Source organism: [Micrococcus luteus] ATCC 49442 (assembly GCF_010367585.1).
Classification (GTDB): domain Bacteria; phylum Actinomycetota; class Actinomycetes; order Actinomycetales; family Micrococcaceae; genus Arthrobacter; species Arthrobacter luteus_A.
In genome coordinates, this window is record NZ_JAAAXP010000001.1 from 81,260 (window position 1) to 104,217 (window position 22,958).

Below are 22,958 nucleotides of genomic sequence, written 5' to 3' on the forward strand. Positions count from 1 at the left end.
TAGCCCGGTTTCCCTGATTCGTGCACGCCCCGCCCCGCTGCGCGCCGGATTCTCAGGAGCCGGGCGCCGGACCATCAGGACGCGGGGGCATCCAGGGCCGCCACGAGCGCTGCGGCTGCTGCCGTGGGGTCGGAGGCTTCCGTAATGGCCCGCACCACCACAATCCGGCCGGCTCCGGCTTCAACCACCTGTTCGACGTTGCCCAGGTCGATGCCCCCGATCGCGAACCAGGGCAGGGTGCTGTCTGCTGCGGAGACGGCCTCCGCGGCATAATGCACCAGGTCAAGGCCCACGGCGGCCCGGCCGGGTTTTGTGGGGGTGGCCCATACCGGTCCGACGCAGAAGTAGTCCAGACCGCCGTCGGCAGTCACCGCCGCGGACATCCGGATGGCGCCTTCGATCTGTTCGGAGGTGTGGGTGGACAGGCCCACTGCGGCCCCGGCGCCGAGCAGGGTGCGGGCCGACGCCACGGGCAGGTCCTTTTGCCCGATGTGGAAGACGGGTGCGCCGGACAGCATGGCGATGTCTGCGCGGTCATTGACTGCCCAGAGCCGTCCGTGTCGGGCTGCGGCTGCCTGCAGTACGGCCAACAGTTCCAGTTCCTCGGCGGCTTCGACTTCCTTGTCGCGGAGTTGGATGATATCCACCCCGCCGGCGAATGCCGCGTCCACAAAATCAGCGAAGTCACCGCGGTCCCGCCGGGCATCAGTGCACAGGTATAGCCGTGCGGTGGCGGGAAGGGTGCTGCCTGTCGCCTGGGCGGAGTAGCTGGGCACGATGTGGGGACTGGAGTGCGCGTTCATGAAAACCACCATAGTTCCCCTAAACTGGGCGAGTACTGCGGGAGCCCGTAACAGCCGTCACAAAGCGGCCGGGCTGAGAGGGCATCAGAGCCGACCGCTTGACCTGATCCGGCTAGTACCGGCGTAGGGAAGGAAACACATGGTCCTGCACGCGGACGTCGCCGTGATCGGTGGCGGAGTCATTGGCCACGGCATCGCCTGGGAGGCACGGCGCTCCGGCCGGTCCGTGGTCCTGATCGATGACGCGCCCGGCTCCGGGGCCAGCTGGGCGGCCGCCGGCATGCTCGCCCCCGTCAGTGAACTGCATTACCAGGAGGAAGACCTCCTGGACGTCATGCTCGAGTCTTCAAGCCGGTGGCCCGCGTTTGCAGCGGACCTTGCCCGCGCGGGGGCGGCGGACACCGGGTACATTACGACGCCGACCCTCGCCATCGGCGCCGACGCTGCGGACCGCCGCGCCCTGATGGACCTGCGGAGCGTTCAGCAGGCGAACGGGCTTGTGGTAGAGCCGCTGCCCCTCCGGGAAGCGAGGGCCAGGGAACCGCTGTTGAGCCCGGCAATTTCCTGCGCCTTGGACATCCCGGCGGACCACCAGGTGGATCCGCGGAAGCTGGTGGCCTCGCTCCGTCAGGTCCTGGCCGTCCATAAACCGGGGGCAGGAACCGCCGTCGCCGGTGCCCGTGACGGGTTCGCCGTCGATCACCTCGCAACGGGCCTGCGGTGGGAGGGCGGCCGTGTCAACGGGGTGACGCTGGCCAACGGCGGCACAGCCATCGCCGGTGAGACCATTGTGGCCAACGGCGTGCAGTCGGCCTCGCTCGCCGGCTTGCCGGACGGGCTGCATCTGCCGCTGCGGCCTGTCTACGGCGATATCCTGCGCCTCGCCGTTCCCCGGCATTTGCGCCCGCTGGTTACCTCCACCGTCCGTGGCCTGGTCCACGGGGTGCCGGTCTACATCGTTCCGCGGCAGGACGGCACCGTGGTGATCGGCGCAACCCAGCGGGAGGACGCGCTATCCGCCGCGGGGGACGGAACCGGGGCGGGCTCTGCGGTCTCGGCCGGCGGCGTCTACCAGTTGCTGCGCGATGCCCAGGCGCTGCTGCCCGCCGTCGCCGAGTTGGAACTCCTGGAATCCACCGCCCGGGCGCGGCCGGCCACGCCGGACAATGCACCGCTGCTTGGCCGGGTACCTGCCAGCGCAGCCGGCACCGGGCACATCCCCGGGCTGATCATTGCTACCGGGTTCTTCCGCCACGGCGTCCTGCTGACCCCTGGTGCGGCGGCTATCTGCCGGGACCTGCTGGACGGCCGGCATGAAGCCCGCTGGGACGCCCTCAGCCCGGGCAGATTCTCCGGCCTTCCCCGTGTAACTTCCCAACCCACAAAGGAAACAGCATGAACATCACCCTCAACGGCGCGCAGCATGCCGTGCCGCACGACGCGTCCATTACCAGCCTCGTCAGCCAGATCACCGGCCGCCGCCTCGGCGTCAACGGCCAGGCGGCTGACGGACAGAAGCTCGGTGTGGCCGTCGCCCACAATTCCGAAGTAGTTCCGCGCAGCCAGTGGCATGCCACGGCGCTCGCCGAAGGTGACAACGTAGAACTGGTCACCGCAGTTCAGGGAGGCTAAATCATGACAGTAACCACCAGCATCAGCACAACGGACCACTCCGCGGCTGCGGACCGGCTGGTCATCGACGGGGTTGAGCTGGGCTCGCGCCTCATCATGGGCACCGGCGGAGCGCCCAGCCTCGACGGGCTGGGCGCCGCCCTCCTGGCATCAGGAACGGAATTGACCACTGTGGCGATGCGGCGGTACTCGCCGGCGGAGTCCGGGTCCCTCTTCCAGCTCCTGGTGGACCACGGGATCCGGGTCCTGCCCAACACTGCCGGCTGCTTCACGGCCAAAGACGCCGTCATGACCGCGGAGCTTGCCCGCGAGGCGCTGGAAACGGACTGGGTCAAGCTGGAAGTTATCGCCGACGAACAGACCCTGCTGCCGGACGCCGTCGAACTCGTGGACGCCACCGAACAACTGGTGAACCGGGGCTTCAAGGTATTCGCCTACACCAACGATGATCCGGTGCTCGCCCTCAGACTGGAAAACCTTGGTGCCACCGCGGTCATGCCGCTTGGCGCGCCGATCGGCACAGGCCTGGGGATCCTGAACCCGCACAACATCGAACTGATCGTCTCGCGCGCCTCGGTACCTGTGGTGCTGGACGCCGGCATCGGCACGGCGTCGGACGCGGCGCTGGCCATGGAACTGGGTTGTGACGCCGTCCTGCTTGCCACGGCCGTGACCCGCGCCCAGAATCCCGCGCTGATGGGGGAGGCCTTCAAACACGCCGTGATGGCCGGTAAGCTGGCGAAAGCGGCCGGGAGGATACCGCGCCGCGAGCACGCCCTGGCGTCATCGGCGATGGAAAACCGGGCCGAATTCCTCTAGGCCGCGACCTTCCGCCGTGTCGGCCGGGACGGGCTCACGGATCAACCAAGGAGTCCGCCATGGCTGGCACCCAAGACCTCCTCACCCGCGATCAGATTGCCGCCGCCCTGGCGGGGCTTCCGGACTGGAGGTACCGGCTGGGCGGGCTCGTGACGGTCTTCAAAGCGCCGACGGCGGCTGCCGCACTGGAGCTGATTGCCGCCGTCGGACGCTTGGCCGAAGAGCAGAACCACCATCCCGATCTTGACTGGCGGTACAACCGGGTGTTCGTCCGGTACACCTCGCACGACGCCGGCGGTGAGGTCACACCGCGGGACACCACAGCGGCGGCAGCCGCCAGCGAAGCGGCGGCCCAGGTTGGGGCTACAGCCCAGCCGGGACTGTTCAGGACGGTGGAGGTGGGCATCGACACGGCGGACCCGGCGGAAATTGCCGACGTGTGGCGGGTCGCGCTGGGCTACAAAAACGGCCCGGGCGGCGACCTGGTGGATCCTTATGGCCGCGGACCAGCCATCCGGTTCCGGCCAATAGAGAATCCTGATACCTGCAGGCTCAGTGTTGACGTCCATTGGAGCCTTGCCGAATCAGGGCCTGTCCTGGAGGAGGCCGCTGCGACCGGGGCCGACATGAACCGTGACCACGCACCCGGCCGGGTGGCAGTCACGGATGCGCAAGGAAACCGGCTGTACCTGTGCACGGAGGAAGGCCGGGAGCCGGAGCACTCCTAAGCGCCGGACTCCGGATGGTTACAGCTTTTGTTACAGCTTCAGGGCCTGTGTAAGGCGCTGGATGTCGTGGCGTTCGCGGGTCCGTCCCAGGTAGATGACGGCCCCGACGGCCGCCGCGGTGCCCAGGATCATCGGTACGACCCACGGAATCCAGGTCATGCCGGGCCGGTAGCCAAGGCCGGCCGTGATCAGGAGGATCCAACTGAACGCACCCACCGCCACGGCGATACCGGCGGGCAGTCCCATCCCGTACCTGGCGTGGCGTTTGTCATTGGCCCAGACAATAAAGCCTGCGGCGGCTGTGGCCAGGACAACGATGGTCAGCGAAAGCATGGGTCTCCCTCGGAAAGCGGCGGGCCCCCCGCCGGGGGCGGTGGCCCGCTTGTGTGCTAGAGCTCTTGTGCTAGAACTGGCCGAAACCGACCTTGCGGGCCTCTTCGGCTCCGATTTCAACGTAGCCCAGGGCGTTGCCGGGGACAATGATGATGCGTCCCTTGTCGTCCTTGAGCCGGAGCTCGGTGCCCTTGGTGATGGCTTCTTCAACGACCGTGGCTACGGCGTCGGCATCCTGAGCCGATTCGAGCACGATTTCGCGGCCAATATTCTGAATGCCAATTTTAATTTCCAAAACGGGGGCCTCCCAGCCAATCAAAGTTTCTTTGGGTTCTCTTATTTGTAGTCTAGGACTCTTTAGGGAAGCGGGAAATTCCGCGCCAAGCTAAACGGTAAATGAGGTCGCTTGCCACATCGAGGTCCAGATTGCCGTCCGTTTCCAGCCAATAACGGGCGCTGACCTGTGCCATTCCGGCAAGTCCCCTTCCCAAAAGCTGTGCCTCCAGGTGCGGAAGCTTGGTGTCCTCGGCAATAACGCGGGCGACGGCGTCCGCGAAGGTTTTGTTGAAAGTCTCCAGCCGGGAACTGACATCGGGGTCGTTGATGAGGTCCGATTCGAAGACCAGACGGTGGGCCTGGTCGTCGCTGGCGATGAAGTGGTAGTAGGCCCGCATCACTGCCTGCACACGTTCGTCATTGTCCGTGGTGGAGTTCAGGGCGCCCAGCATCAGGTCGGTCAGTGAAGTCAGATGGCTGTCCAGCAGCGCCAGGTACAGCTCCCGCTTGGACGGGAAATGCTGGTACAGCACGGGTTTGCTCACATGGGCCGTTTCGGCGATCTCATCCATCGCGGCCCCGTGGTAGCCGTTGGCGACAAATACCTCCTGGGCTGCCGCCAGGAGCTGCGCCCGGCGTTCGTCCCGGGGGAGCCTGGCGGACCGTTGGCCCGGTGCGCGTTGCGGTGCGGGAGGTTCCCCTCCGGACGCCCGGTCAGCCCGTGTTTCATGGACCACAGTTGCCCTACTTTCCCTTGCCGTTACTTACACAATACTGCCCGGTAATATGACCCGGCGGTATCTCGGGGCATACATTGAAGTATGGCTTCGACTTTGACCGCAACTGATTCCTCTGTCTCGCTTAAACCGCTGGTTGATCCCGCCGGTGAGCTAACCCCGGCTGAGGTGGAAAGATACTCGCGGCACCTCATCATTCCCGAAATCGGTGCAGTGGGGCAGCGGCGGCTGAAGAATGCCAAAGTGCTGGTGATCGGTGCCGGAGGACTGGGCTCGCCGGCCCTGCTCTACCTGGCGGCCGCTGGCGTGGGGACACTGGGAATCATCGACGACGACAGCGTCGACCTCAGCAACCTCCAGCGCCAGGTGATCCACGGCGTCGCGGACGTGGGCCGGCCGAAAATCGAATCGGCCCGGGACGCCGTCGCTGCGCTGAACCCGCTGGTGGAGGTTCGGCTGCACAACGTCCGGCTCGATGCCTCCAACGCCCTGGACCTGTTCAAGGACTACGACCTGATCCTCGACGGAGCCGACAACTTCGCCACCCGCTACCTGGTCAACGACGCCGCCGCCATCCTGGGCAAACCGTACGTCTGGGGTTCGATCTTCCGTTTCGACGGCCAGGTCAGTGTGTTCTGGGAAAAGCACGGTCCCACCTACCGCGACCTTTACCCTGAAGCCCCGCCCGCCGGCTCCGTGCCCTCCTGCGGCGAAGGCGGCGTCTTCGGGATGCTCTGCGCTGCCGTCGGATCACTCATGGTGACGGAGGCCGTCAAGCTGATTACCGGCGTCGGGCGTTCCCTCCTGGGCCGGGTGGCCCTCTTTGATGCACTCGGTGGCAGCTGGCGCGAAATCCGCGTCTCCAAGGACCCGGCGACGGAACCCATCACCGAACTGACCGACTACGAGGCCTTCTGCGGCATCGCCCCCGCGGTGTCAGCCGACACGGAGCACACTGTCACGGCAACCCAGCTCGCTACGATGCTGGCCTCCCGGAAGGCCGGATTGAAGGATTTCGAACTCGTGGATGTCAGGGAAACCGGCGAACACGGCATCGTGAGCATCGAAGGTTCGGTGCTCATTCCGCAGGGCAGGATCCTGGCGGGTGAGGCCTGGGCCGAGCTGCCGCAGGACAAGGACATCGTGTTCCATTGCAAGGCCGGGACCCGGTCAGCCAACGTCCTGGAAGCTGCGCGGAAGGCCGGCTACCAGAGGGTCAGCCACCTCGACGGCGGCATCCTCGCCTGGGTGCGGGACGTGGAACCCGAAAAGCCGGTGTACTAGGCCCCTCCCCGGTCAGACGCTCTCTCACTTAATGCGCTTAAAACCGCAACGCTCTCTCACTTTCTTCAAGAAAGTGAGAGAGCGTCGTCGTTAAACCTGCGTTAAGTGAGAGAGCGTTTCCAAGAAACCCGCATTAAGTGAGAGAGCGTCCCGGGGGGCGGGGGTTCTGGGGGCGGGGGTTAGGCGGTGGCGGTGCCGCGGTGGTCCGCGACCCCATGATCTGCCGGGCATTCAGCCTGGGCCGCAGCGGCGGGCTGCTCCACGGTGATGCCGTACAGGGTTTCAAGTGCCGACACGTAGTCGTCCTGCTGGCCGTTCGCTGCCAGCTCGCGGGCACGGACCGTGGGAACGTGCAGCAGCTGCTTGACCATCCGGCGGAGCGCGAACTCCACTTCCTCGGCAGCCGCGGTGCAGCCGTGGCGGGCACGGACCCGCTCCATCTCTGCGTCAAGGACGTTCATGGTGTGCCGGCGGAGGGCAACGATGGCGGAGTCCACAGACCGGGCTTCACGTTCCTGCTCGAAGGCCTTGGCGGCGCCGGACACAATCCCGCTGGCCTGGTTCAAGGACTCGGCCTGTTCCTGCGGAGCCGCCAAACGCACGGATTCGAGCGTGAGCAGCTCAACGCCGTCGAGCTGGCCCACTTCCGGGTCAAAGTCGTGGGTGAGGGCGAGGTCGATTGCGATCAGCGGCTGCGTGGACAATGCGCGGACCTGCCGCAGTTCATCGGCCTCCACCCGGTTGTCCGAGCCGCTGCAGCCGATCATGACATCCGCCGCGGCTACCGCCACGGGCAGGGACTCGGCGTCCAGGGCCGTTCCTCCGCGGGTGGCGACGAATGCTTCGGCCCGGCCCGATGACGAAAAGACTGAGATGTCCGTGCAGCCCCGTTCACGGAGCAAAGCCATGGTGGCCCCCGCGTAGGCGCCGGTTCCGAACAGGACAACCTTCTTGGTTGACCAGTCAGGACTTTCGGAAAGATCGGTCGCCAGGTCGAGGGCGACCGAGACGATGGAGAGCCCGCGCGAGCCGAGGGCGGTTTGTGCACCGACATCCTTGGCCGTTTTGGATGCTGCCTGGAACAGCCGGACAAGGCCGGAACTGGCCGTCCCTTCATGCTGGGCGGTGATCAGGGCCCGGCGGACCTGGCCGGCAATTTCGCGTTCGCCCACGACGGCTGAATCCAGTCCTGCGCTTACGGTGAAGAGGTGCTGGCTGACTTCCGGGCCGGTGCGCGTGCTGAAGGCGCGGGAGACGAGCTGTTCATTGAGGCCGCTCAGGCCGCTGATCTCGGCGACCAGGGCGGCCCGGGCCGCCTCAACGTCGTCTGCATGGGGGGCCTCGCCGTAGATTTCGTAGCGGTTGCAGGTGGCAAGCACTATCGCGCCCTTCACTGCCGGCGATCCGGAGAGTGCGGACGTAGCGATCCCCGAAGCACCGCTGCTCAGTTGAGCAACGGTCTCAAGATCGATGTCGGCGTGTGTAGCCACCAATGAAAAAAGAACCACAGCAGACCAATCATAGCTTTTTCGTTGCCCGGTAGAACAACCCGGGGCGCGAGCGTGGCTGCGGAACGGCCGTGATTCCTGCCACGCCTGCCCGAAAACCGTTCCACGTGACAGGCTGTCGTTATCTTTTGGGGCCGACTTTGGGCACAATCGAAGGCATGACTTCCAGCCCAGCCGCGCCTCATGCCCTGACTCACGATGGCGCCCTTGCCGCCAGCCATCCGCTGATGGACGGCCGCACCGCCGATTCCCCGCTGATCACCGCCTACCGTGGCGGCAAGCCGTCGCGTCGGCCGGTGTGGTTCATGCGGCAGGCCGGGCGCTCGCTGCCCGAATATCTGAAGGTCCGCGAAGGCGTGGCCATGCTGGACTCGTGCCTGCGGCCGGAACTGGCATCCGAGATTACCCTGCAGCCTGTCCGCCGCCACGACGTTGACGCGGCCATCTTCTTCTCCGACATTGTGATCCCGTTGAAGCTCGCGGGCATCGGCGTGGACATCGTTCCCGGCGTGGGACCGGTTCTGGACAAACCGGTCCGCACTGCAGCGGACGTGGCGGCGCTGCCGCAACTGACGTGGGAGGCGCTGGAGCCGATCCGCGAAGCCGTCCGCCTCACGGTGGCCGAACTGGGCAAGACACCGCTGATCGGCTTCGCCGGCGCGCCGTTCACGCTCGCGGCGTACATGGTGGAGGGCAAGCCTTCCCGTGACCACCTGGGCCCGCGAACCATGATGCACGCGGACCCGGAAACTTGGGCCGCGCTGGCCAACTGGGCTGCGGACGCCTCCGGCCTGTTCCTCCGTGCACAGCTTGAAGCAGGCGCCTCGGCCGGGCAGCTGTTTGATTCCTGGGCAGGGTCGCTGGGCCTCGCCGACTACACCAAGTACGTCGCACCGGCTTCGGCCCGGGCCTTGGACCACGTCCGTCATCTGGGTGCGCCGTTGATCCACTTCGGCACGGGCACGTCCGAACTCCTGGTTGCCATGCGCGACGTCGGCGTGGACGTGGTGGGTGTTGATTACCGCCTGCCGCTGGACGAAGCGAACCGCCGGCTGGGCGGAACGGTGCCGCTGCAGGGCAACATCGACCCGGCACTGCTGTCCGCGCCGTGGGAGGTCCTGGAGGCTCATGTGCGTGAGGTCATCAGGGCAGGCTCTGCTGCGCCCGGGCACGTGCTGAACCTTGGCCACGGGGTGCCGCCCGAAACCGACGCCAGCGTCCTGACCAGGGTTGTTGAGCTCATCCACTCCATCTCCCCGGAGTAGTCCCGTGGGCAGCTCCTTGAACCCGGCCGTCCTGAAGCCGGCCGTGGTCCTGGGCGGCGGAATCTCCGGCCTGCTGGCAGCGCGGGAACTGGCCACGGCCGGGCACGCCGTGACCGTCCTGGAAGCCAGCGGCACCTGGGGCGGCTGTGTGGGAAGCCACGTGGTGGCCGGCCTCACGCTGGACAGCGGAGCGGAGTCCTTCGCCACGCGCTCCCCGGCAGTGGCTGAGCTTGCCGCTGAACTTGGGCTCGCCGGCAAGATCGTTCCGCCGCGCCCCGGCGGAGCCTGGGTGCAGCTTCCGGAGGGGCCGAGGGAACTGCCCAAGACGGGTGTCCTGGGCATCCCCGCCAACCCGTGGGACCCGGAGGTCCGGCGTTCCCTGGGTTTTGTCGGTTCCCTGCGGGCATCGTTGGACAGGTACCTGCCGGCCCGGGTGGGAGCGGCCGCGGACGTCACGAGCGTCTCGGCGCTGGTGCGGGCGCGGATGGGCCGCCGGGTGCTGGAGCGGCTGGTGGCACCGGTGGTGGGCGGGGTGCACTCCGCAGACCCCGGCCTTCTTGACGTGGACATGGTGGCCCCCGGCCTCCGCGCCGGGATCCGCACGCACGGTTCGCTGGCGGCCGCTGTGGCTGCCCAGCGCCGCGGGGCCAGCGGGCCTTCCGTCGCGAAGGCGGGTTCCGCCGTCGCCGGTCTTGAAGACGGCATGCACACCCTGGTGACGGCCCTCCTCAACGATCTCCGGGAACGCGGCGTCACGCTGCTGACCGGTGTCCCTGCGCGCGCCGTGGAACGGACCGCAGATGGCTGGCGCGTCACCGCAGGCGAGGCAACGTACGACGGCGGCCTGCTGGTCGTTGCGCTGCCGGGCCCGGACGCCGTGGGGTTGCTGCAGGAGGCGGTTCCGGCGCTCGCTGGCAGAAGTCCCGGCCACGGTCCCGACGTCCGGCTTGTCACGCTGGTGGTTGATCTCCCTGAACTGGACCGCAGGCCCCGGGGCACCGGGGTCCTCGTGGCACCCCAGACGCCAGGAATCCAGGCAAAGGCATTGACGCACGCCACCGCAAAGTGGGACTGGCTGGCGGCTGCTGCGGGGCCGGGAACCCATGTGCTGCGCCTGTCGTACGGCCGCCTGGAGGGCAGTGGCGCCGAGGGCAGTGGCGCCGAGGGCAGTGGCGCCGAGGGCAGTGGGGGCGCCAATGCCCCGGCCTCCGATTCTGAACTCCTTGCAGCAGCCCTCCGCGATGCGTCCGCGTTGCTTGACGTGCCGGTGCAGGAAAGGGACGTCGTCGGCTGGGATGTGGTCAGGTGGCAGGGTGCGCTGCCGTTCGCGGCTGTGGGCCACAAGGCCCGGGTGGCCGGGATACGCGAAGTGTGCGCGGCCGAGAACGGGCTATGCGTTGTAGGCGGGTGGGTTGCCGGCAACGGGCTGGCCGCTGTTGTGTTCGACACACGGAAAGAAGTCCGCAGCCTGCTCAGCTGATCATCGCCCCTGTTCAACGGAATATCAGTCTGCCGGCCGCCCTCGGGGAGCCATATTTCCGGTTTCAGGTCCTTCCGGACATGTGGCTAGGGTCGATGACTATGGTTATTTTCAGGTCCGAACCTTCCCGTTCCAGGACCAGTATCCATGGGGGACTCCGGCGTGGCGCGGCAACTGCCGCCCTCGGAGCGGTACTGGTCTTTTCTGCTGGAATCCCAGCGTCCCAAGCGGCCGAAGGCCGAAGTGATCCCGGAAGGCCGGCCCACGCCAAGGGACCCAAGGACGGTACCGTAATCGACGGCGTGCTGAAGGGCCTGCTGGGCGGTTCGGCCGGCCGGCCGAAACCGGGCGAAGACGCGCCCTCGCCGGTCCCCACCAGTCCCGCCGCCCGCCCCTCCCCGGTACGCACCGCCCAGCCAGCGCCTCCGGAGACCGCGTCGCCGACTCCCGCACCTGTTGCGCCGACGTCGGCTGCCCCCACTTCGGCGCCCGCTCGGGCTGTTCCTGCCCCCTCGGCCCCGGGCACAGGAGCGCCGGCAACGCCCGGCCAGGAAACCGCCGCGCCGGCCGCAGGTGCCTCTACCGCGGCGCCCGCAGCGCCGGACGCCGGCACCGGCCGGGCGCCCGGCGACGGGACCGGGGGCGAGGAAACCGAGGGCGACGGGACAGGAAGCGACAGGACAGAGAGCGACGGCGGTCCTGCCGCGCCGGGAACGGAAAAGCAGGCCGGCGGCGAAGGATCCCGCCTGTCCGGGAGCAGCCAGGCCCCGGCCGCCACCGCGGACGAAACGTCCGCGGCCACGGGCTCTGACCAGGCGGCCGGACAGCCAACGGCCGCCGGAGCTCCCGCGGCCCGGCACAAGATGATCCCGGCACCTGAACCGGCCGCTGAGACCGCCAAGGTATGGCTTGGTGTGGGGCTGGTGGGTTCGGCCGGTGCCGCCGGGCTGCTCTTCACCAGGATCCGCAACTTCTGACTTATTACCGGGTCTGTATTGGGGGTCCGGTAAATACAACTTGTGAAATTGGGCACTTCTACGTCTTGTAGAAGTGCCCGGTTTCGACTTGAGGGTGGGGAACGGGCAAACTGGTAACCATGAGCCACACTTCTGCCGAATCTGTCACTAAAACCGAAGAATCAGCCACGCAGTTCTTCACCCTCTGGACCGTGTTCAAGCGCTCCGAGGACATGGTGCGCAGCGCTGACGCTGCCGCCGACTTTGACGCCCTGCTGTCCCGTCTGGCCGACGCCGGCGTGACCCACCGCGGCAGCTACGACGTCTCCGCCATGCGCGCCGATGCCGACGTCATGGTGTGGCTCCACGGCCCCAAGCCCGAAGCCCTCCAGCAGGCCATCCGCGACATCCGCCGCAGCAAGCTCTTCGCCGGGACCGAAATTGTCTGGTCGGCCATGGGCGTGCACCGCGAGGCCGAATTCGCCAAGAATCACACCCCTGCCTATTCCCGCGGTGTGGAACCGGCTGAATGGCTGTGTGTATACCCGTTCGTGCGCTCTTACGAGTGGTACCTCCTGCCCGATGCCGAACGCGGCAAGATGCTGCGCGATCACGGCATGCTGGGCCGGGACTTCCCGCAGGTCATCTCCAACACGGTGTCCAGCTTCGCCCTGGGCGACTGGGAATGGATCCTCGGTCTGGAGGCTCCCGAGCTCGTAGACCTGGTTGACCTCATGCGGCACCTGCGTTCCACAGAGGCCCGGCACCACGTCCGGGAGGAAATCCCGTTCTACACCGGCCGGCGCATCACGGCGTCCGAGGTTGCAGAGGTCCTCGCATGACACAGGCTGATCCCCAGGCGGGCCCGACAACCACCGCGGTCAACCCGGTCACTGAGGCCGGGCGGATGGCGCCCAAGGACTACGACGCCGTGCTGCTCGCCTCCTTCGGCGGCCCCGAAGGCCAGGACGACGTCCTGCCGTTCCTTCGCAACGTCACCCGTGGCCGCGGCATCCCCGATGAGCGGCTCGAAGAGGTATCGCACCACTACCGCGCCAACGGCGGCATCAGCCCCATCAACGAGCAGAACCGCCAGCTCAAGGCCGCCCTCGAAGCAGAGCTCGCCGCACGCGGGATCGAACTCCCCGTGCTCTGGGGCAACCGCAACTGGGACCCCTACATCCCGCAGACACTGCAGGACGCGTACGACGCCGGCCACCGCCGGCTGCTGATGGTCACCACCAGTGCCTACTCCTGTTACTCCAGCTGCCGCCAGTACCGCGAGGACATCGGCGTTGCGCTCACTGAGAGCGGCCTGGACGGCCGGCTTGAGGTGGACAAGGTCCGCCAGTACTTCGACCACCCGGGCTTTGTTGAGCCGTTCATCGAAGGTACGGCCGCCGGCCTGGCCGATGTGCAGAAGCAACTCGCCGCCGCCGGCACCCCCGACGCCCCGGTGCACATCCTGTTTGCCACGCACTCCATCCCCACCCGGGACGCCGAGGCAGCCGGCCGGTCCGAGGGCGAACCGCGCGAATTCGAGGAAGGGTCCGCGTACGTTGCGCAGCACCTGGCCACCGGTGCCAAGGTCATTGAAAGGGTCAAGGCCGAATCCGGCCTGACCGCTCCGTGGTCGCTGGTCTACCAGTCCCGCTCGGGTGCTCCGCACGTGCCGTGGCTGGAACCGGACATCAACGACGCCATCGAGGAGCTGGCGGGCCAGGGTGTCAAGGGCATTGTCATCGTCCCGCTGGGGTTTGTCAGCGACCACATGGAAGTTGTGTGGGACCTGGATACCGAAGCCCTGGAGACCTGCCGCAACCTGGGCCTGGCCGCCACGCGCGTTCCCACCCCCGGTACCCACCGGAAGTTCGTGACCGGACTCGTGGACCTTATCTCCGAACGCACGCGTGCCAACAACATCAGCGACAGGCCCGCCCTCACAGGGCTGGGCCCGTGGTACGACGTCTGCCGGCCCGGCTGCTGTGCTAATTTCCGTGGCGAGAAGCCAACCATCGCCGGAGCCGACACCACCGTTGGCACAGGCCATGACGGGTACCCGGCAGGCGGCGCGGGAGCGGCCGCGGGAGAAGGCGTCCTGTGACCGTCCGGATCGGAACCCGGGCGAGCAAACTTGCCCTGACCCAGACCCAGCAGACCGCTGACCAGCTGGCTGCCGTGGGCGGCTTCCCGGTGGAGCTGGTTCACATCACCACCGAGGGTGACGTCAAGACCGGATCACTCTCCCAGATGGGCGGCACCGGCGTGTTTGTGGCCGCCCTGCGCGATGCCCTGCTGCAGGAAACCTGCGATGTCGCCGTGCACTCGCTCAAGGACCTGCCCACCGGTGCGGCGCTCGGCCTGACCATCGCAGCGACGCCCAAGCGCGTGGACGTCCGGGACGTGCTGTGCTCACGGGACGGCCTGAAGCTGGCAGACCTTCCGCATGGCGCCAAGGTGGGCACCGGCTCGCCGCGCCGTGCCGCGCAGCTGCGCGCAGCCCGCCCGGACCTTGACGTGCAGGACATCCGCGGCAATGTGGACACCCGCCTTGGCCGCGTCCCGGGCCTGCCCGGCAACGCTGCAGACGCGCGCGGCGACCTCGACGCCGTTGTCCTGGCGGCAGCCGGCCTGGAACGCATCGGGCGCCTGGATACCGTGAGCGAATTCTTCGAGATGGACGTCATGCTTCCGGCACCCGGACAAGGCTCACTGGCTATTGAATGCCGGACGGCTGACGCGCCGCGCCGGGCCGCCTCAACCGAAGGCTCCCAAGGGGTCCTGGCCCAGGCGCTGGCCGCACTGGACGATGAGGACACCCGCCTCGCCGTGACCGCCGAGCGTGCCGTGCTGGCCCGCCTTGAGGCAGGCTGCGCTGCTCCCGTAGGGGCCTTCGCCTTCCGAAAGGGCAGCATGCTGTACCTCGAGGCAGCGGTGTGCGCCGTCGACGGCAGCCGCACGGTTCGCGAAAAGAAGGCGACGGACGGGCTGACTGAGGTCGGTGCCACCCTGCTCGGCATCGAAGTGGCTGAGCTTCTGCTGGCCGCCGGTGCCGCGGAGATCGCGGACCTTGCTGCCTCCTGAGGACGTGGGCGCACAGGCAGGCGTCCTGGGCGGCAGGCGTGTCCTGATCACCCGGAGCGCCGACCGTGCCCGGCCGCTGGCCTCGCTGCTTAGCGGCCTTGGGGCCGAGCCTCTGGTCCTGCCGCTTATCGACTTCGAACGGGCAACGGACCAGGCAGCGCTGGATGGCGCCCTGGACGCCCTCGCTGCCGGCGGCTTCGACTGGCTTGTGGTCAGCAGCATCACCACGGTGCGCGTGCTCGTGGAAAAGGCTGCCGGGCGCGGGACAACGCCGGCTGGCTTGATCCCGGCCGGAACGCGGGTGGCCACCATCGGGCCGTCCTCCCGGCAGGTCCTGGAAGCATCGGGCATTCCCGTGGCGCTGGCGCCGGTGGACAACCAGTCCGCCGAAGGGCTCGTGGGCCTCTGGGCGGCAGGCTCCGGGCGCGTGCTGCTGCCGCAGGCGGACATCGCTGCGCCTGGCCTACGCGAGGGCCTTGCGGCCAAGGGGGCCGAAGTGACCTCCGTGGTGGCGTACCACACAGTGGATTTCCCGGCGCGGCCGGGATTCCGCCTGCAGGCGGAACTACCTGCCGCCGTCGACCGTTCCAGGCACGCAACGGTTGAGGAATTGAGCCCGCTGCAGGCCAGGGGAGAGCTCGACGCCGGGACCATCGACGCCGTCGTGGCCGCATCGCCCAGCGCCGCACGCCGCATCGCCGCGGCCCTGCTCCCGCTGGGCAGGTGCCGCTTCATCGCCATCGGGCGACCGACGGCGGCAGAAGCTGCCACGCTCGGTATTCCGGTGGCCGCCACCGCCAAAGTACCCACCCCGGACGGCATAGTGGCCGCCCTGGGCACAGTATTCGCCAACGAAGGGAACATCCGATGAGTTTTCCGAGTCACCGCCCGCGCCGCCTCCGCACCACGCCCGCCATGCGCCGGCTCACCGCCGAGTACCGCCTGGCTCCGGCGGATCTGATCCTGCCTGTCTTCATCCGCGAAGGCATCGGCGAGCCCGCCCCCATTACCTCCATGCCAGGCGTGGTGCAGCACACCACCGGGTCACTCAAGCGCGCCGCCGCGGAAGCCGTAGAGCTGGGCGTGGGAGGAATCATGATCTTCGGTGTACCCGCGGAACGGGACGCCCGCGGCACCGCCTCCCTTGCCCCGGACGGAGTCCTCAACAAGGGCATCCGCGACGTCCGCGCCGAAGTGGGCGATGACCTGGTCATCATGGGGGACCTGTGCCTGGACGAGTTCACTGACCACGGCCATTGCGGTGTCCTGGACGCCGACGGCTATGTGGACAATGACGCCACCCTGGAAATTTATGGCCAGATGGCTGTGGCCCAGGCGGAGGCCGGCGCCCACGTTGTGGGCCCGTCGGGCATGATGGACGGCCAAGTGGCCGTTATCCGCCAGGCCCTCGAGGACTCCGGCAACAAGAACACCGCCATCCTGGCCTACGCGGCCAAGTACGCTTCGCCTTTCTACGGCCCGTTCCGTGAAGCCGTTGACTCGCAGCTCACGGGGGACCGGCGCACCTATCAGATGGATGCTGCCAACCGCCGTGAAGCCATCCTTGAGGTGGAACTGGACCTAGAAGAAGGCGCCGACATGGTGATGGTCAAACCGGCCATGAGCTATTTGGACATCCTGGCCGACGTCGCCGCGATGAGCCCCGTGCCCGTCTCCGCCTACCAGGTCTCGGGTGAGTACGCGATGATCGAGGCTGCCGCTGCGAACGGCTGGATCGACCGGCGCGGTGCCATCACGGAATCTGTCCTGAGCATCAAGCGCGCGGGTGCCAACACCGTGCTGACCTACTGGGCCACCGAACTTGCGGGTTGGCTCAAGGAATCATGACTGGTTGGGAATGTTCTCGGAGCGTGGGTCGTTTGTATGCGTATGCATGAAAATAGCGAGCATTCCGGAACCACTCCTTCAACCCCGGCCGACCCCACCGCGCCCGTCCCGGCTGACACCATCCTGCTGGGCGTCAGCACGTTCGGCGACGTCGACCTCGATGCCGACGGCGAACCCAAGCACCACGCCCGGGTGCTGCGCCAGGTGGTGGAACAGGCCAAGGTGGCGGACGCCGTCGGTCTCCACTCCTTCGGCGTCGGTGAGCACCACCGCAAGGACTTCGCCGTCAGCGCGCCGGACGTGGTGCTGGCTGCCATCGCCACGGCGACGGAAAACATCCGCCTTGGAAGCGCCGTCACCGTCCTCAGCTCCGATGACCCCATCCGTGTCTTCCAGCGGTTTGCCACGCTCGACGCCGTCTCCAACGGGCGCGCGGAAGTGATCCTGGGCCGGGGCTCGTTCACGGAGTCCTTCCCGCTGTTCGGCCAGGACCTCGCGGACTACGACATCCTGTTTGAGGAGAAGCTGGCGCTGTACGACCAGGTGCGCTCCCAGAACCCGGTCAACTGGGACGGCCGGACCCGCGCAAGCCTCCGCGGCCAGATGGTCTACCCGCACGTGGAAGGCCGGCTGCTGCCCACCTGGATCGGTGTAGGTGGCTCGCCGCAGTCCGTGGTCCGCACCGCTTCCTACGGCTACCCGATGGTCCTGGCGATCATCGGCGGCGAACCGGAGCGCTTCCGCCCGTATGCCGACCTATTCCGGCGGACCCTTGCCGAGGCAGGCAAGGAACCGCAGGCACTGTCCGTGCACTCGCCGGGATATGTGGCCGAGACCGACGAGCAGGCCCTTGAGGAGTACTACCCGCACTGGCTCGCCGTGCGAAACAAACTGGGGGCGGAGCGCGGCTGGGGCCCGGCCGGGCGCGGGGAGTTCGAAGCCGCTGCGGATGAAGACGGCGCCCTGTTTATCGGTTCGCCGGACACCGTGGCCGCGAAGGTGGTCCGGCTGAAGGCCACACTCGGCGCGGACCGTTTCGAGATGAAATACAGCAGCGGCACCCTGCCGCACGAACAGATGATGCGCTCGATCGAACTGTTTGGTTCGAAGGTGGCACCTATCGTCGCGGACAAGCTGGCGGACATGCCCGCACGCCGCTGACGCCACCTGGAAGCAGCCGGGGCCCGCGCGTGGCGTGGGCTCCGGCGGGCACTGCCGGGATGGGACAATAGGGGCATGACTCGTTCCGATGCCCTCTTTGCCCGTGCCCAGACCCTGATGCCCGGAGGCGTCAATTCGCCCGTCCGGGCTTTCGGATCGGTAGGAGGGACGCCGCGGTTTATGGTTTCCGCCAAGGGACCGTACCTGACGGACGCCGACGGCACCGAGTATGTTGACCTGGTCTGCTCCTGGGGGCCCGCGCTCCTGGGTCACGCCCACCCGGCCGTCCTCGAGGCCGTTCACGCAGCCGTGGACCGCGGCCTGTCCTTTGGCGCATCCACCCCTGACGAGGCCAACCTCGCCGCCATCGTGCAGGAGCGCGTGCCTGCGGCCGAGCGCGTGCGGATGGTGTCCACCGGCACCGAGGCCACCATGACGGCGGTCCGCCTGGCCCGCGGCTTCACCGGCCGAAACCTCATCATCAAGTTTGCCGGCTGCTACCACGGCCACCTGGACGGGCTGCTGGCCGCCGCCGGATCGGGAGTTGCCACCCTGGCGCTGCCGGGCTCGGCCGGTGTTACCGAAGCCACGGCCGCGGAAACGCTGGTCCTCCCGTACAACGACCTTGCTGCAGTCGAGGCTGCGTTCGCCGCCCACGGACCCAATATCGCCGCCGTGATCACCGAGGCTGCGCCGGCCAACATGGGTGTAGTGACACCGGGGGAGGGCTTCAACCTGGGTCTGTCGCGCATCACCCGCGAGCACGGCGCCCTGCTGATCGTTGATGAGGTCCTGACCGGTTTCCGCACCGGCTACTCAGGCTACTGGGGCCTGACCGGCGGCGCGCCGGACGCGGCCGAGCCGTGGACCCCGGACCTGCTCACCTTCGGCAAGGTCATCGGCGGGGGAATGCCGACGGCGGCCCTGGCCGGGCGTGCCGACGTCATGGACTACCTGGCGCCCCTCGGCCCGGTATACCAGGCGGGTACGCTCTCCGGTAACCCCGTGGCCATGGCCGCAGGCGTTGCCACCCTGACGCACGCCACCCGCGACATCTACTCGTTTGTGGACGCCCGCTCCCTGGAGCTGTCCTCAGCCCTGTCCGAAGCCCTTGACGGGGCCGGGGTGGACCACTCCATCCAGTTCGCCGGGAACCTCTTCTCCGTTGCCTTCGGTACCTCTGCCAACGGCGTCCACAACTACGCTGATGCGCAGGCCCAGGAAACCTTCCGGTACGCGCCGTTCTTCCACTCCATGCTGGACTCCGGCGTGTACCTGCCGCCGTCCGTCTTCGAAGCCTGGTTCCTCTCAGCTGCCCACGACGACGCCGCCATGAACCGGATCTTCGATGCACTCCCGGCCGCCGCAAAAGCCGCCGCAGCCGCACAAGCCTAGGGCCGCCGTCGGGCATTCCCTGCCTGCCTAAAGCAGAAATCCCCGGCTCCCGGACAGATCCCCGCCTCGTGCGAGGGGGATAAGTCCAGGAGCCGGGGATTTTCTGTAGCGGAGCCTAGAGGACGTCCGAGAGGAAGCCCCTGAGGCGGTCTGTCTCGGGGGCGCTGAAGATTTTCTCGGGAGGTCCCGATTCCACCACCACGCCAGCGTCCATAAACGTCACGGTATCGGAGACGTTGCGGGAGAACCCCATTTCATGGGTCACCACCACCATGGTCATGCCGCCCTTGGCGAGATCGGTCATGAGCGCCAGGACGCCCTTGACCAGTTCCGGGTCCAGTGCGGAGGTGGCCTCATCGAAGAACATCACCTCCGGTTTCATGGCCAAAGCGCGGGCGATCGCGACGCGCTGCATCTGGCCACCGGAAAGGTTGGCCGGCCGCACGTCCGCCTTGTGCTTGAGTCCCACCAGGTCCAGCTGCTCCAGGGCTTCGGCCCGGGCCTGGTCCCTGGGCAGCTTGCGGAGCTTGCGCAGGGCCAGGCTGACGTTCTCCACCACGGTTTTGTGCGGGAAGAGGTTGAACTGCTGGAACACCATGCCAATGCGCTGGCGCAGCTCGTCCGGGTTGTCCTTGAGGACGGACCGGCCATCCAGCAGGATGTCGCCCTGGTCGGGTTCGATCAGCCGGTTCATGACCCGCAGCAGCGTCGACTTCCCCGAGCCGGAGGGGCCGATGACCGAAGCCGTGGTGCCCTTCTCCACGTGGAGGTCGATGCCGCGGAGAACATGGTTGTGCCCGAACGAGAGGTGCAGGTTCTTGCCGGTCAGGGTGCCGGAGGTAAATTCCGTCATGCGTGGGCTCCCTTGCCGATAGGTGCTGCCAGTTCGTCCGGTTCCTTCTTCTCCGGCCGGCCGGTGCGGAGCCGGTTATCGATGAAGTTCACGAAGTGCGTCAGCGGAACGGTCAGGATCAGGTACAAAATGCCCGCGGCCACCAGGGGGGAGAGGTTTCCGGTGTTGGCCATGGCGTCATTTCCGATCCGGAAGATCTCGCGGTCCGACGACGCCAGCCCCAGCATAAAGACCAGCGATGAGTCTTTCAGCAGCGAGATGAACTGGTTCACCAGTGCCGGAAGCACGCGGCGGATGCCCTGCGGCACCACAACCAGGCGCATCGAGTTGCCGTAGCTGAAGCCCAGGGCACGGGAAGCCTCCAGCTGGCCTTTCTCCACGCTCTGGATACCGGACCGGAAGATCTCACCGATGTAGGCGCCGGCGATCAGGGTCAGCGCCAGGATGCCCAACGGGTACGGGTTACGTGAACCGGTGAGTTCCCGGGCGATGGGACTAAGCCCGATACCGATCACCAGGATCACGAGAATGGCCGGAAGCCCCCGGAACAGGTCGGTGTAGATCCTCGCCGCCCAACGGGCTGCCGGATTCCGCGAAATACCCATGAGGGCCAGTAGAAGGCCAAGCAGGGAACCGAGGACGCCTGACGCCACCGCCAGGATCAGGGTGTTAGGCAAGCCCACCAGAAGAAGGGAGGGAATGACCTTGGCCATTTCTTCCCAGTTGAGGAACGTATCACCAAGCTGCTCCAGGAGATCCATAGAGGATGAGGCCCGGATCAGCTCTGGGGAACCGAAGCAGCCTTGCTGCCCGGCTTCCAGTCGGCGGGGGTCTCGCGGTCCGGGTACCACTCCTTGGTCAGCTTGGACCAGGTGCCGTCAGCAATAACAGCGTCCAGGCCCGAGTTCAGCGCGTCAATGAGCGGCTGGTTGTCCTTGGCCACGGCGTAAGCCGTGAAGTTCTGGGTGTTGACCACAGATTCGGCGATGACGGTGCCGTCGCCTTCCTTGACCTGGCCGGTGGCCTGCTGCGACGGGGCTACCCACGCGTCGATCTGGCCGTTGCGCACGTTCGCGTAGACGGTGGCGTAGTCCGGGAAGCGGACCGGCTCAAGCTTGAGGGTGTTCGTGACGTAGTCGTCCTGGACCGTGCCCTGGACAACGCCGATGCGGACGTCAGCATTGAGGTCCTTGAACCCCTTGACGTCGCTGTCGGTCTTGGCAACCACAGCCATGAAGCCGAAGTCATAGCCGTTGGTGAAGCCTACGTTTGCGCGGCGGGCGTCCGTTGTGGAGATCGAGGAGGATCCGACGTCGAACTGCTTGGTCTGCACCTGGGAAAGCAGCGCCGAGAAGTCAGTGGCGACGAATTCAACTTCGAGGCCCAGCTTGCCGGCAATGGCGCGAAGCAGCTCGTTGTCGTAGCCGGTGAACTTGCCGGAGGGGTCGATAAAGATGTTCGGCGGCGCGTCGGAGAGCGTGCCAACCTCGAGCTTGCCGTCGGTGTTCAGGCCAAGCTTGGTCTTATCGATCTGGTCGAGCGGGGTGACGTCGGCGGTGGTGTACCTGTCCAGCGTTTGCTGGTCGCTGCCGGCGAGTGCATCGGTCGGTGTGCCGCTCGGCTCAGCGGTGCCCGTGCCGCAGGCGGCCAGCGATACCGCCAGCGCCAGCGCAACGGGAACGCCGGTCAGCCACTTCATGGCTTTAGTCTTCATGAGGTAGTCACTTTCATCTGAGTCATAAGTTCAACCGGGCCGAAAGGCTGCGCGTGGAGCGCCTGGAGCCTTGCTCCCAGGATGCAGACCGGCCGGGAGCGGGAATACCGCAGAACATAATTATCTCATTCCCGCGATTCCGCCGTCTTTATCGAATAACACAAGGAAATATCCGGCTACAGGCCGAATTAGTGATGTACTGAGAAGCGGTGTGAACGTCAGGTGAATGGCTGTTTTCCATGACATCGAATAGCGCGGTCTGATGCAGGGTCCGTTGAAGTCCGCGCGTGCGTGTGAGTTAGCTCTCCCTAAAAATCTCCGCGGCTGGCATCCTCCGGGGGAAGGACGGGCCATTCGCCTTCAATGACGGCTGTCGGCTTGGTCTTGCGCAGGTAGTTCTGGAAGTCTGCCGCCTGGCTGACTGCCCAGTCCTTTTGCATCTCGTGCAGCTGGCTGGCCGGCATCTTGAGCTTAGGGAACTTGATGGCCATGGCGTCCAGCATCCGGAGCGTGGCCAAGGCATCGGCCGCGGAGGTGTGCGCGTTGTCCAGCGAGATGCCGTATTCCTCGCAGAGCGCGGTCAGGGTGCGCTTGCCCTTGCGGTAGCGGTCTACCTGCTTGTTCATGATGTAGGGGTCCAGCACCGGAAACCGGGTGAGCTGGCGGACGCCGTACCGGGCCGATTCAGCGGCCAGGACCGTGAAGTCGTAACTGGCATTAAACGCGATGACCGGAACGCCGGCGTCGAACAGTTCCTGCAGAACGGTTGCCAGCTCGCCGGTTACTTCGTGGGCAGGGCGCCCCTCCCGTTGTGCCTGTTCGGTGGTGATGCCGTGCACATCGCTGGCCTCGGTGGGAATTTCAACCCCCGGATCGGCAAGCCATTCGTGTTCCTTGATGACGTCGCCCTGGTGGTCCACCACCGTCACCGACGCCGTGACGATCCGTGCGGCCCGCGAATTGCGTCCGGTGGTTTCGAGGTCGAAGGCTGCGCGCGGGAGGGTGTTCCAAGTGGTCATGCTTCAACGCTACCGGCCGGCACCGACAGGACCCGGCAGCGCCACTGCGGCTAGTCTGGATCC

At 66.9% G+C, this 22,958-nt stretch carries 24 protein-coding genes and 1 riboswitch; of the genes, 15 read left to right on the forward strand and 9 right to left on the reverse strand.

The window, feature by feature from the left end; genetic code table 11:
- Positions 1-74 precede the first annotated feature (74 nt).
- A complete protein-coding gene (thiE, locus tag GUV69_RS00400; RefSeq protein ID WP_164198774.1) occupies positions 75-803 on the reverse strand; it encodes a thiamine phosphate synthase in 729 nt (242 codons plus the stop codon).
- Positions 804-830: 27 nt separating this feature from the next.
- Positions 831-950, forward strand: a riboswitch (TPP riboswitch).
- Here thiE and thiO point away from each other — a divergent pair.
- From thiO to GUV69_RS00420, 4 genes are all read left to right on the forward strand, one after another.
- Positions 943-2,202, forward strand: coding sequence for a glycine oxidase ThiO (thiO, locus tag GUV69_RS00405; protein WP_164198775.1), 1,260 nt, complete (start codon positions 943-945; stop codon positions 2,200-2,202). Its footprint overlaps the riboswitch before it by 8 nt.
- Positions 2,199-2,435 (forward strand): sulfur carrier protein ThiS, encoded by a 237-nt coding sequence (thiS, locus tag GUV69_RS00410; protein WP_164198776.1) that lies wholly within the window; start codon positions 2,199-2,201, stop codon positions 2,433-2,435. Before thiO ends, thiS begins: the two co-directional genes overlap by 4 nt.
- Before the next feature lie 3 nt (positions 2,436-2,438).
- Positions 2,439-3,254 (forward strand): thiazole synthase, encoded by an 816-nt coding sequence (locus tag GUV69_RS00415; protein WP_164198777.1) that lies wholly within the window; start codon positions 2,439-2,441, stop codon positions 3,252-3,254.
- 59 nt (positions 3,255-3,313) lie between these two features.
- On the forward strand, positions 3,314-3,982 hold the full coding sequence (locus GUV69_RS00420; RefSeq protein WP_164198778.1) for a 4a-hydroxytetrahydrobiopterin dehydratase: 669 nt from the start codon (positions 3,314-3,316) through the stop codon (positions 3,980-3,982).
- A gap of 30 nt (positions 3,983-4,012) precedes the next feature.
- Here GUV69_RS00420 and GUV69_RS00425 read toward each other — a convergent pair whose 3' ends face one another.
- The 3 genes from GUV69_RS00425 to GUV69_RS00435 all read right to left on the reverse strand — a co-directional run bounded on the left by GUV69_RS00425 (position 4,013) and on the right by GUV69_RS00435 (position 5,328).
- Positions 4,013-4,315, reverse strand: a complete 303-nt coding sequence (locus GUV69_RS00425; protein WP_164198779.1) for a hypothetical protein — start codon at positions 4,313-4,315, stop codon at positions 4,013-4,015.
- Positions 4,316-4,385: 70 nt separating this feature from the next.
- Entirely contained in the window at positions 4,386-4,610 is a 225-nt protein-coding gene (locus GUV69_RS00430) for a DUF3107 domain-containing protein (RefSeq protein WP_056343932.1), read from the reverse strand.
- Between the two features lie 52 nt (positions 4,611-4,662).
- Positions 4,663-5,328, reverse strand: a complete 666-nt coding sequence (locus GUV69_RS00435; RefSeq protein WP_164198780.1) for a TetR/AcrR family transcriptional regulator — start codon at positions 5,326-5,328, stop codon at positions 4,663-4,665.
- 84 nt (positions 5,329-5,412) lie between these two features.
- Between GUV69_RS00435 and moeB the strand changes: the two genes are divergently transcribed.
- Positions 5,413-6,612, forward strand: a complete 1,200-nt coding sequence (gene moeB, locus GUV69_RS00440; protein WP_164198781.1) for a molybdopterin-synthase adenylyltransferase MoeB — start codon at positions 5,413-5,415, stop codon at positions 6,610-6,612.
- Between the two features lie 179 nt (positions 6,613-6,791).
- On the opposite strand, the gene GUV69_RS00445 is transcribed toward moeB, so the two are convergent.
- Positions 6,792-8,120, reverse strand: a complete 1,329-nt coding sequence (locus GUV69_RS00445) for a glutamyl-tRNA reductase (protein WP_164198782.1) — start codon at positions 8,118-8,120, stop codon at positions 6,792-6,794.
- A gap of 158 nt (positions 8,121-8,278) precedes the next feature.
- On the opposite strand from GUV69_RS00445, the gene hemE reads away from it, so the two are divergent.
- The 10 genes from hemE (at position 8,279) to hemL (ending at position 19,309) form a co-directional block, all read left to right on the forward strand.
- Complete coding sequence (gene hemE, locus GUV69_RS00450) at positions 8,279-9,385, forward strand: uroporphyrinogen decarboxylase (RefSeq protein WP_164198783.1); 1,107 nt, start codon at positions 8,279-8,281, stop codon at positions 9,383-9,385.
- Positions 9,386-9,389: 4 nt separating this feature from the next.
- A complete protein-coding gene (locus tag GUV69_RS00455; RefSeq protein WP_244292578.1) occupies positions 9,390-10,865 on the forward strand; it encodes a protoporphyrinogen/coproporphyrinogen oxidase in 1,476 nt (491 codons plus the stop codon).
- A 95-nt stretch (positions 10,866-10,960) separates the two neighbouring features.
- Positions 10,961-11,842 (forward strand): hypothetical protein, encoded by an 882-nt coding sequence (locus GUV69_RS00460; RefSeq protein ID WP_208786562.1) that lies wholly within the window; start codon positions 10,961-10,963, stop codon positions 11,840-11,842.
- Positions 11,843-11,961: 119 nt separating this feature from the next.
- Positions 11,962-12,663: a hydrogen peroxide-dependent heme synthase gene (gene hemQ / locus GUV69_RS00465; protein ID WP_164198785.1), complete on the forward strand. Its 702-nt coding sequence runs from the start codon at positions 11,962-11,964 to the stop codon at positions 12,661-12,663.
- Complete coding sequence (locus tag GUV69_RS00470) at positions 12,660-13,925, forward strand: ferrochelatase (RefSeq protein WP_164198786.1); 1,266 nt, start codon at positions 12,660-12,662, stop codon at positions 13,923-13,925. Before hemQ ends, GUV69_RS00470 begins: the two co-directional genes overlap by 4 nt.
- Positions 13,922-14,905, forward strand: coding sequence for a hydroxymethylbilane synthase (hemC, locus tag GUV69_RS00475; RefSeq protein WP_164198787.1), 984 nt, complete (start codon positions 13,922-13,924; stop codon positions 14,903-14,905). The genes GUV69_RS00470 and hemC overlap by 4 nt, the downstream gene beginning before the upstream one ends.
- 4 nt (positions 14,906-14,909) lie before the next feature.
- A complete protein-coding gene (locus GUV69_RS00480; RefSeq protein WP_164198788.1) occupies positions 14,910-15,776 on the forward strand; it encodes a uroporphyrinogen-III synthase in 867 nt (288 codons plus the stop codon).
- Positions 15,773-16,753: a porphobilinogen synthase gene (hemB, locus tag GUV69_RS00485; RefSeq protein ID WP_164198789.1), complete on the forward strand. Its 981-nt coding sequence runs from the start codon at positions 15,773-15,775 to the stop codon at positions 16,751-16,753. Before GUV69_RS00480 ends, hemB begins: the two co-directional genes overlap by 4 nt.
- 42 nt (positions 16,754-16,795) lie before the next feature.
- Positions 16,796-17,914: an LLM class flavin-dependent oxidoreductase gene (locus tag GUV69_RS00490; protein ID WP_164198790.1), complete on the forward strand. Its 1,119-nt coding sequence runs from the start codon at positions 16,796-16,798 to the stop codon at positions 17,912-17,914.
- Positions 17,915-17,989: 75 nt separating this feature from the next.
- Positions 17,990-19,309, forward strand: a complete 1,320-nt coding sequence (hemL, locus tag GUV69_RS00495) for a glutamate-1-semialdehyde 2,1-aminomutase (protein WP_164198791.1) — start codon at positions 17,990-17,992, stop codon at positions 19,307-19,309.
- Positions 19,310-19,424: 115 nt separating this feature from the next.
- Here the strand turns inward: hemL and GUV69_RS00500 are convergent, their stop codons facing one another.
- The 4 genes from GUV69_RS00500 to GUV69_RS00515 form a co-directional block, all read right to left on the reverse strand.
- A complete protein-coding gene (locus tag GUV69_RS00500; protein WP_164198792.1) occupies positions 19,425-20,162 on the reverse strand; it encodes an amino acid ABC transporter ATP-binding protein in 738 nt (245 codons plus the stop codon).
- Positions 20,159-20,923, reverse strand: a complete 765-nt coding sequence (locus GUV69_RS00505; protein ID WP_164198793.1) for an amino acid ABC transporter permease — start codon at positions 20,921-20,923, stop codon at positions 20,159-20,161. The genes GUV69_RS00500 and GUV69_RS00505 overlap by 4 nt, the downstream gene beginning before the upstream one ends.
- A 17-nt stretch (positions 20,924-20,940) precedes the next feature.
- Positions 20,941-21,876: an ABC transporter substrate-binding protein gene (locus tag GUV69_RS00510; RefSeq protein WP_164198794.1), complete on the reverse strand. Its 936-nt coding sequence runs from the start codon at positions 21,874-21,876 to the stop codon at positions 20,941-20,943.
- Between the two features lie 308 nt (positions 21,877-22,184).
- Positions 22,185-22,895, reverse strand: coding sequence for a 3'-5' exonuclease (locus GUV69_RS00515; protein WP_164198795.1), 711 nt, complete (start codon positions 22,893-22,895; stop codon positions 22,185-22,187).
- Positions 22,896-22,958: the final 63 nt, after the last annotated feature.

Coding starts and splice junctions, on each gene's coding strand:
- GUV69_RS00500 (WP_164198792.1), bottom strand. CDS start 20,162: ATGACGGAATTTACCTCCGGCACCCTGACCGGCAAGAACCTGCACCTC.
- hemQ (WP_164198785.1), top strand. CDS start 11,962: ATGAGCCACACTTCTGCCGAATCTGTCACTAAAACCGAAGAATCAGCC.
- GUV69_RS00515 (WP_164198795.1), bottom strand. CDS start 22,895: ATGACCACTTGGAACACCCTCCCGCGCGCAGCCTTCGACCTCGAAACC.
- GUV69_RS00490 (WP_164198790.1), top strand. CDS start 16,796: ATGCATGAAAATAGCGAGCATTCCGGAACCACTCCTTCAACCCCGGCC.
- GUV69_RS00425 (WP_164198779.1), bottom strand. CDS start 4,315: ATGCTTTCGCTGACCATCGTTGTCCTGGCCACAGCCGCCGCAGGCTTT.
- GUV69_RS00415 (WP_164198777.1), top strand. CDS start 2,439: ATGACAGTAACCACCAGCATCAGCACAACGGACCACTCCGCGGCTGCG.
- GUV69_RS00505 (WP_164198793.1), bottom strand. CDS start 20,923: ATGGATCTCCTGGAGCAGCTTGGTGATACGTTCCTCAACTGGGAAGAA.
- moeB (WP_164198781.1), top strand. CDS start 5,413: ATGGCTTCGACTTTGACCGCAACTGATTCCTCTGTCTCGCTTAAACCG.
- thiS (WP_164198776.1), top strand. CDS start 2,199: ATGAACATCACCCTCAACGGCGCGCAGCATGCCGTGCCGCACGACGCG.
- GUV69_RS00510 (WP_164198794.1), bottom strand. CDS start 21,876: ATGAAGACTAAAGCCATGAAGTGGCTGACCGGCGTTCCCGTTGCGCTG.
- GUV69_RS00420 (WP_164198778.1), top strand. CDS start 3,314: ATGGCTGGCACCCAAGACCTCCTCACCCGCGATCAGATTGCCGCCGCC.
- GUV69_RS00470 (WP_164198786.1), top strand. CDS start 12,660: ATGACACAGGCTGATCCCCAGGCGGGCCCGACAACCACCGCGGTCAAC.
- thiE (WP_164198774.1), bottom strand. CDS start 803: ATGAACGCGCACTCCAGTCCCCACATCGTGCCCAGCTACTCCGCCCAG.
- thiO (WP_164198775.1), top strand. CDS start 943: ATGGTCCTGCACGCGGACGTCGCCGTGATCGGTGGCGGAGTCATTGGC.
- GUV69_RS00460 (WP_208786562.1), top strand. CDS start 10,961: ATGACTATGGTTATTTTCAGGTCCGAACCTTCCCGTTCCAGGACCAGT.
- hemL (WP_164198791.1), top strand. CDS start 17,990: ATGACTCGTTCCGATGCCCTCTTTGCCCGTGCCCAGACCCTGATGCCC.
- hemB (WP_164198789.1), top strand. CDS start 15,773: ATGAGTTTTCCGAGTCACCGCCCGCGCCGCCTCCGCACCACGCCCGCC.
- hemE (WP_164198783.1), top strand. CDS start 8,279: ATGACTTCCAGCCCAGCCGCGCCTCATGCCCTGACTCACGATGGCGCC.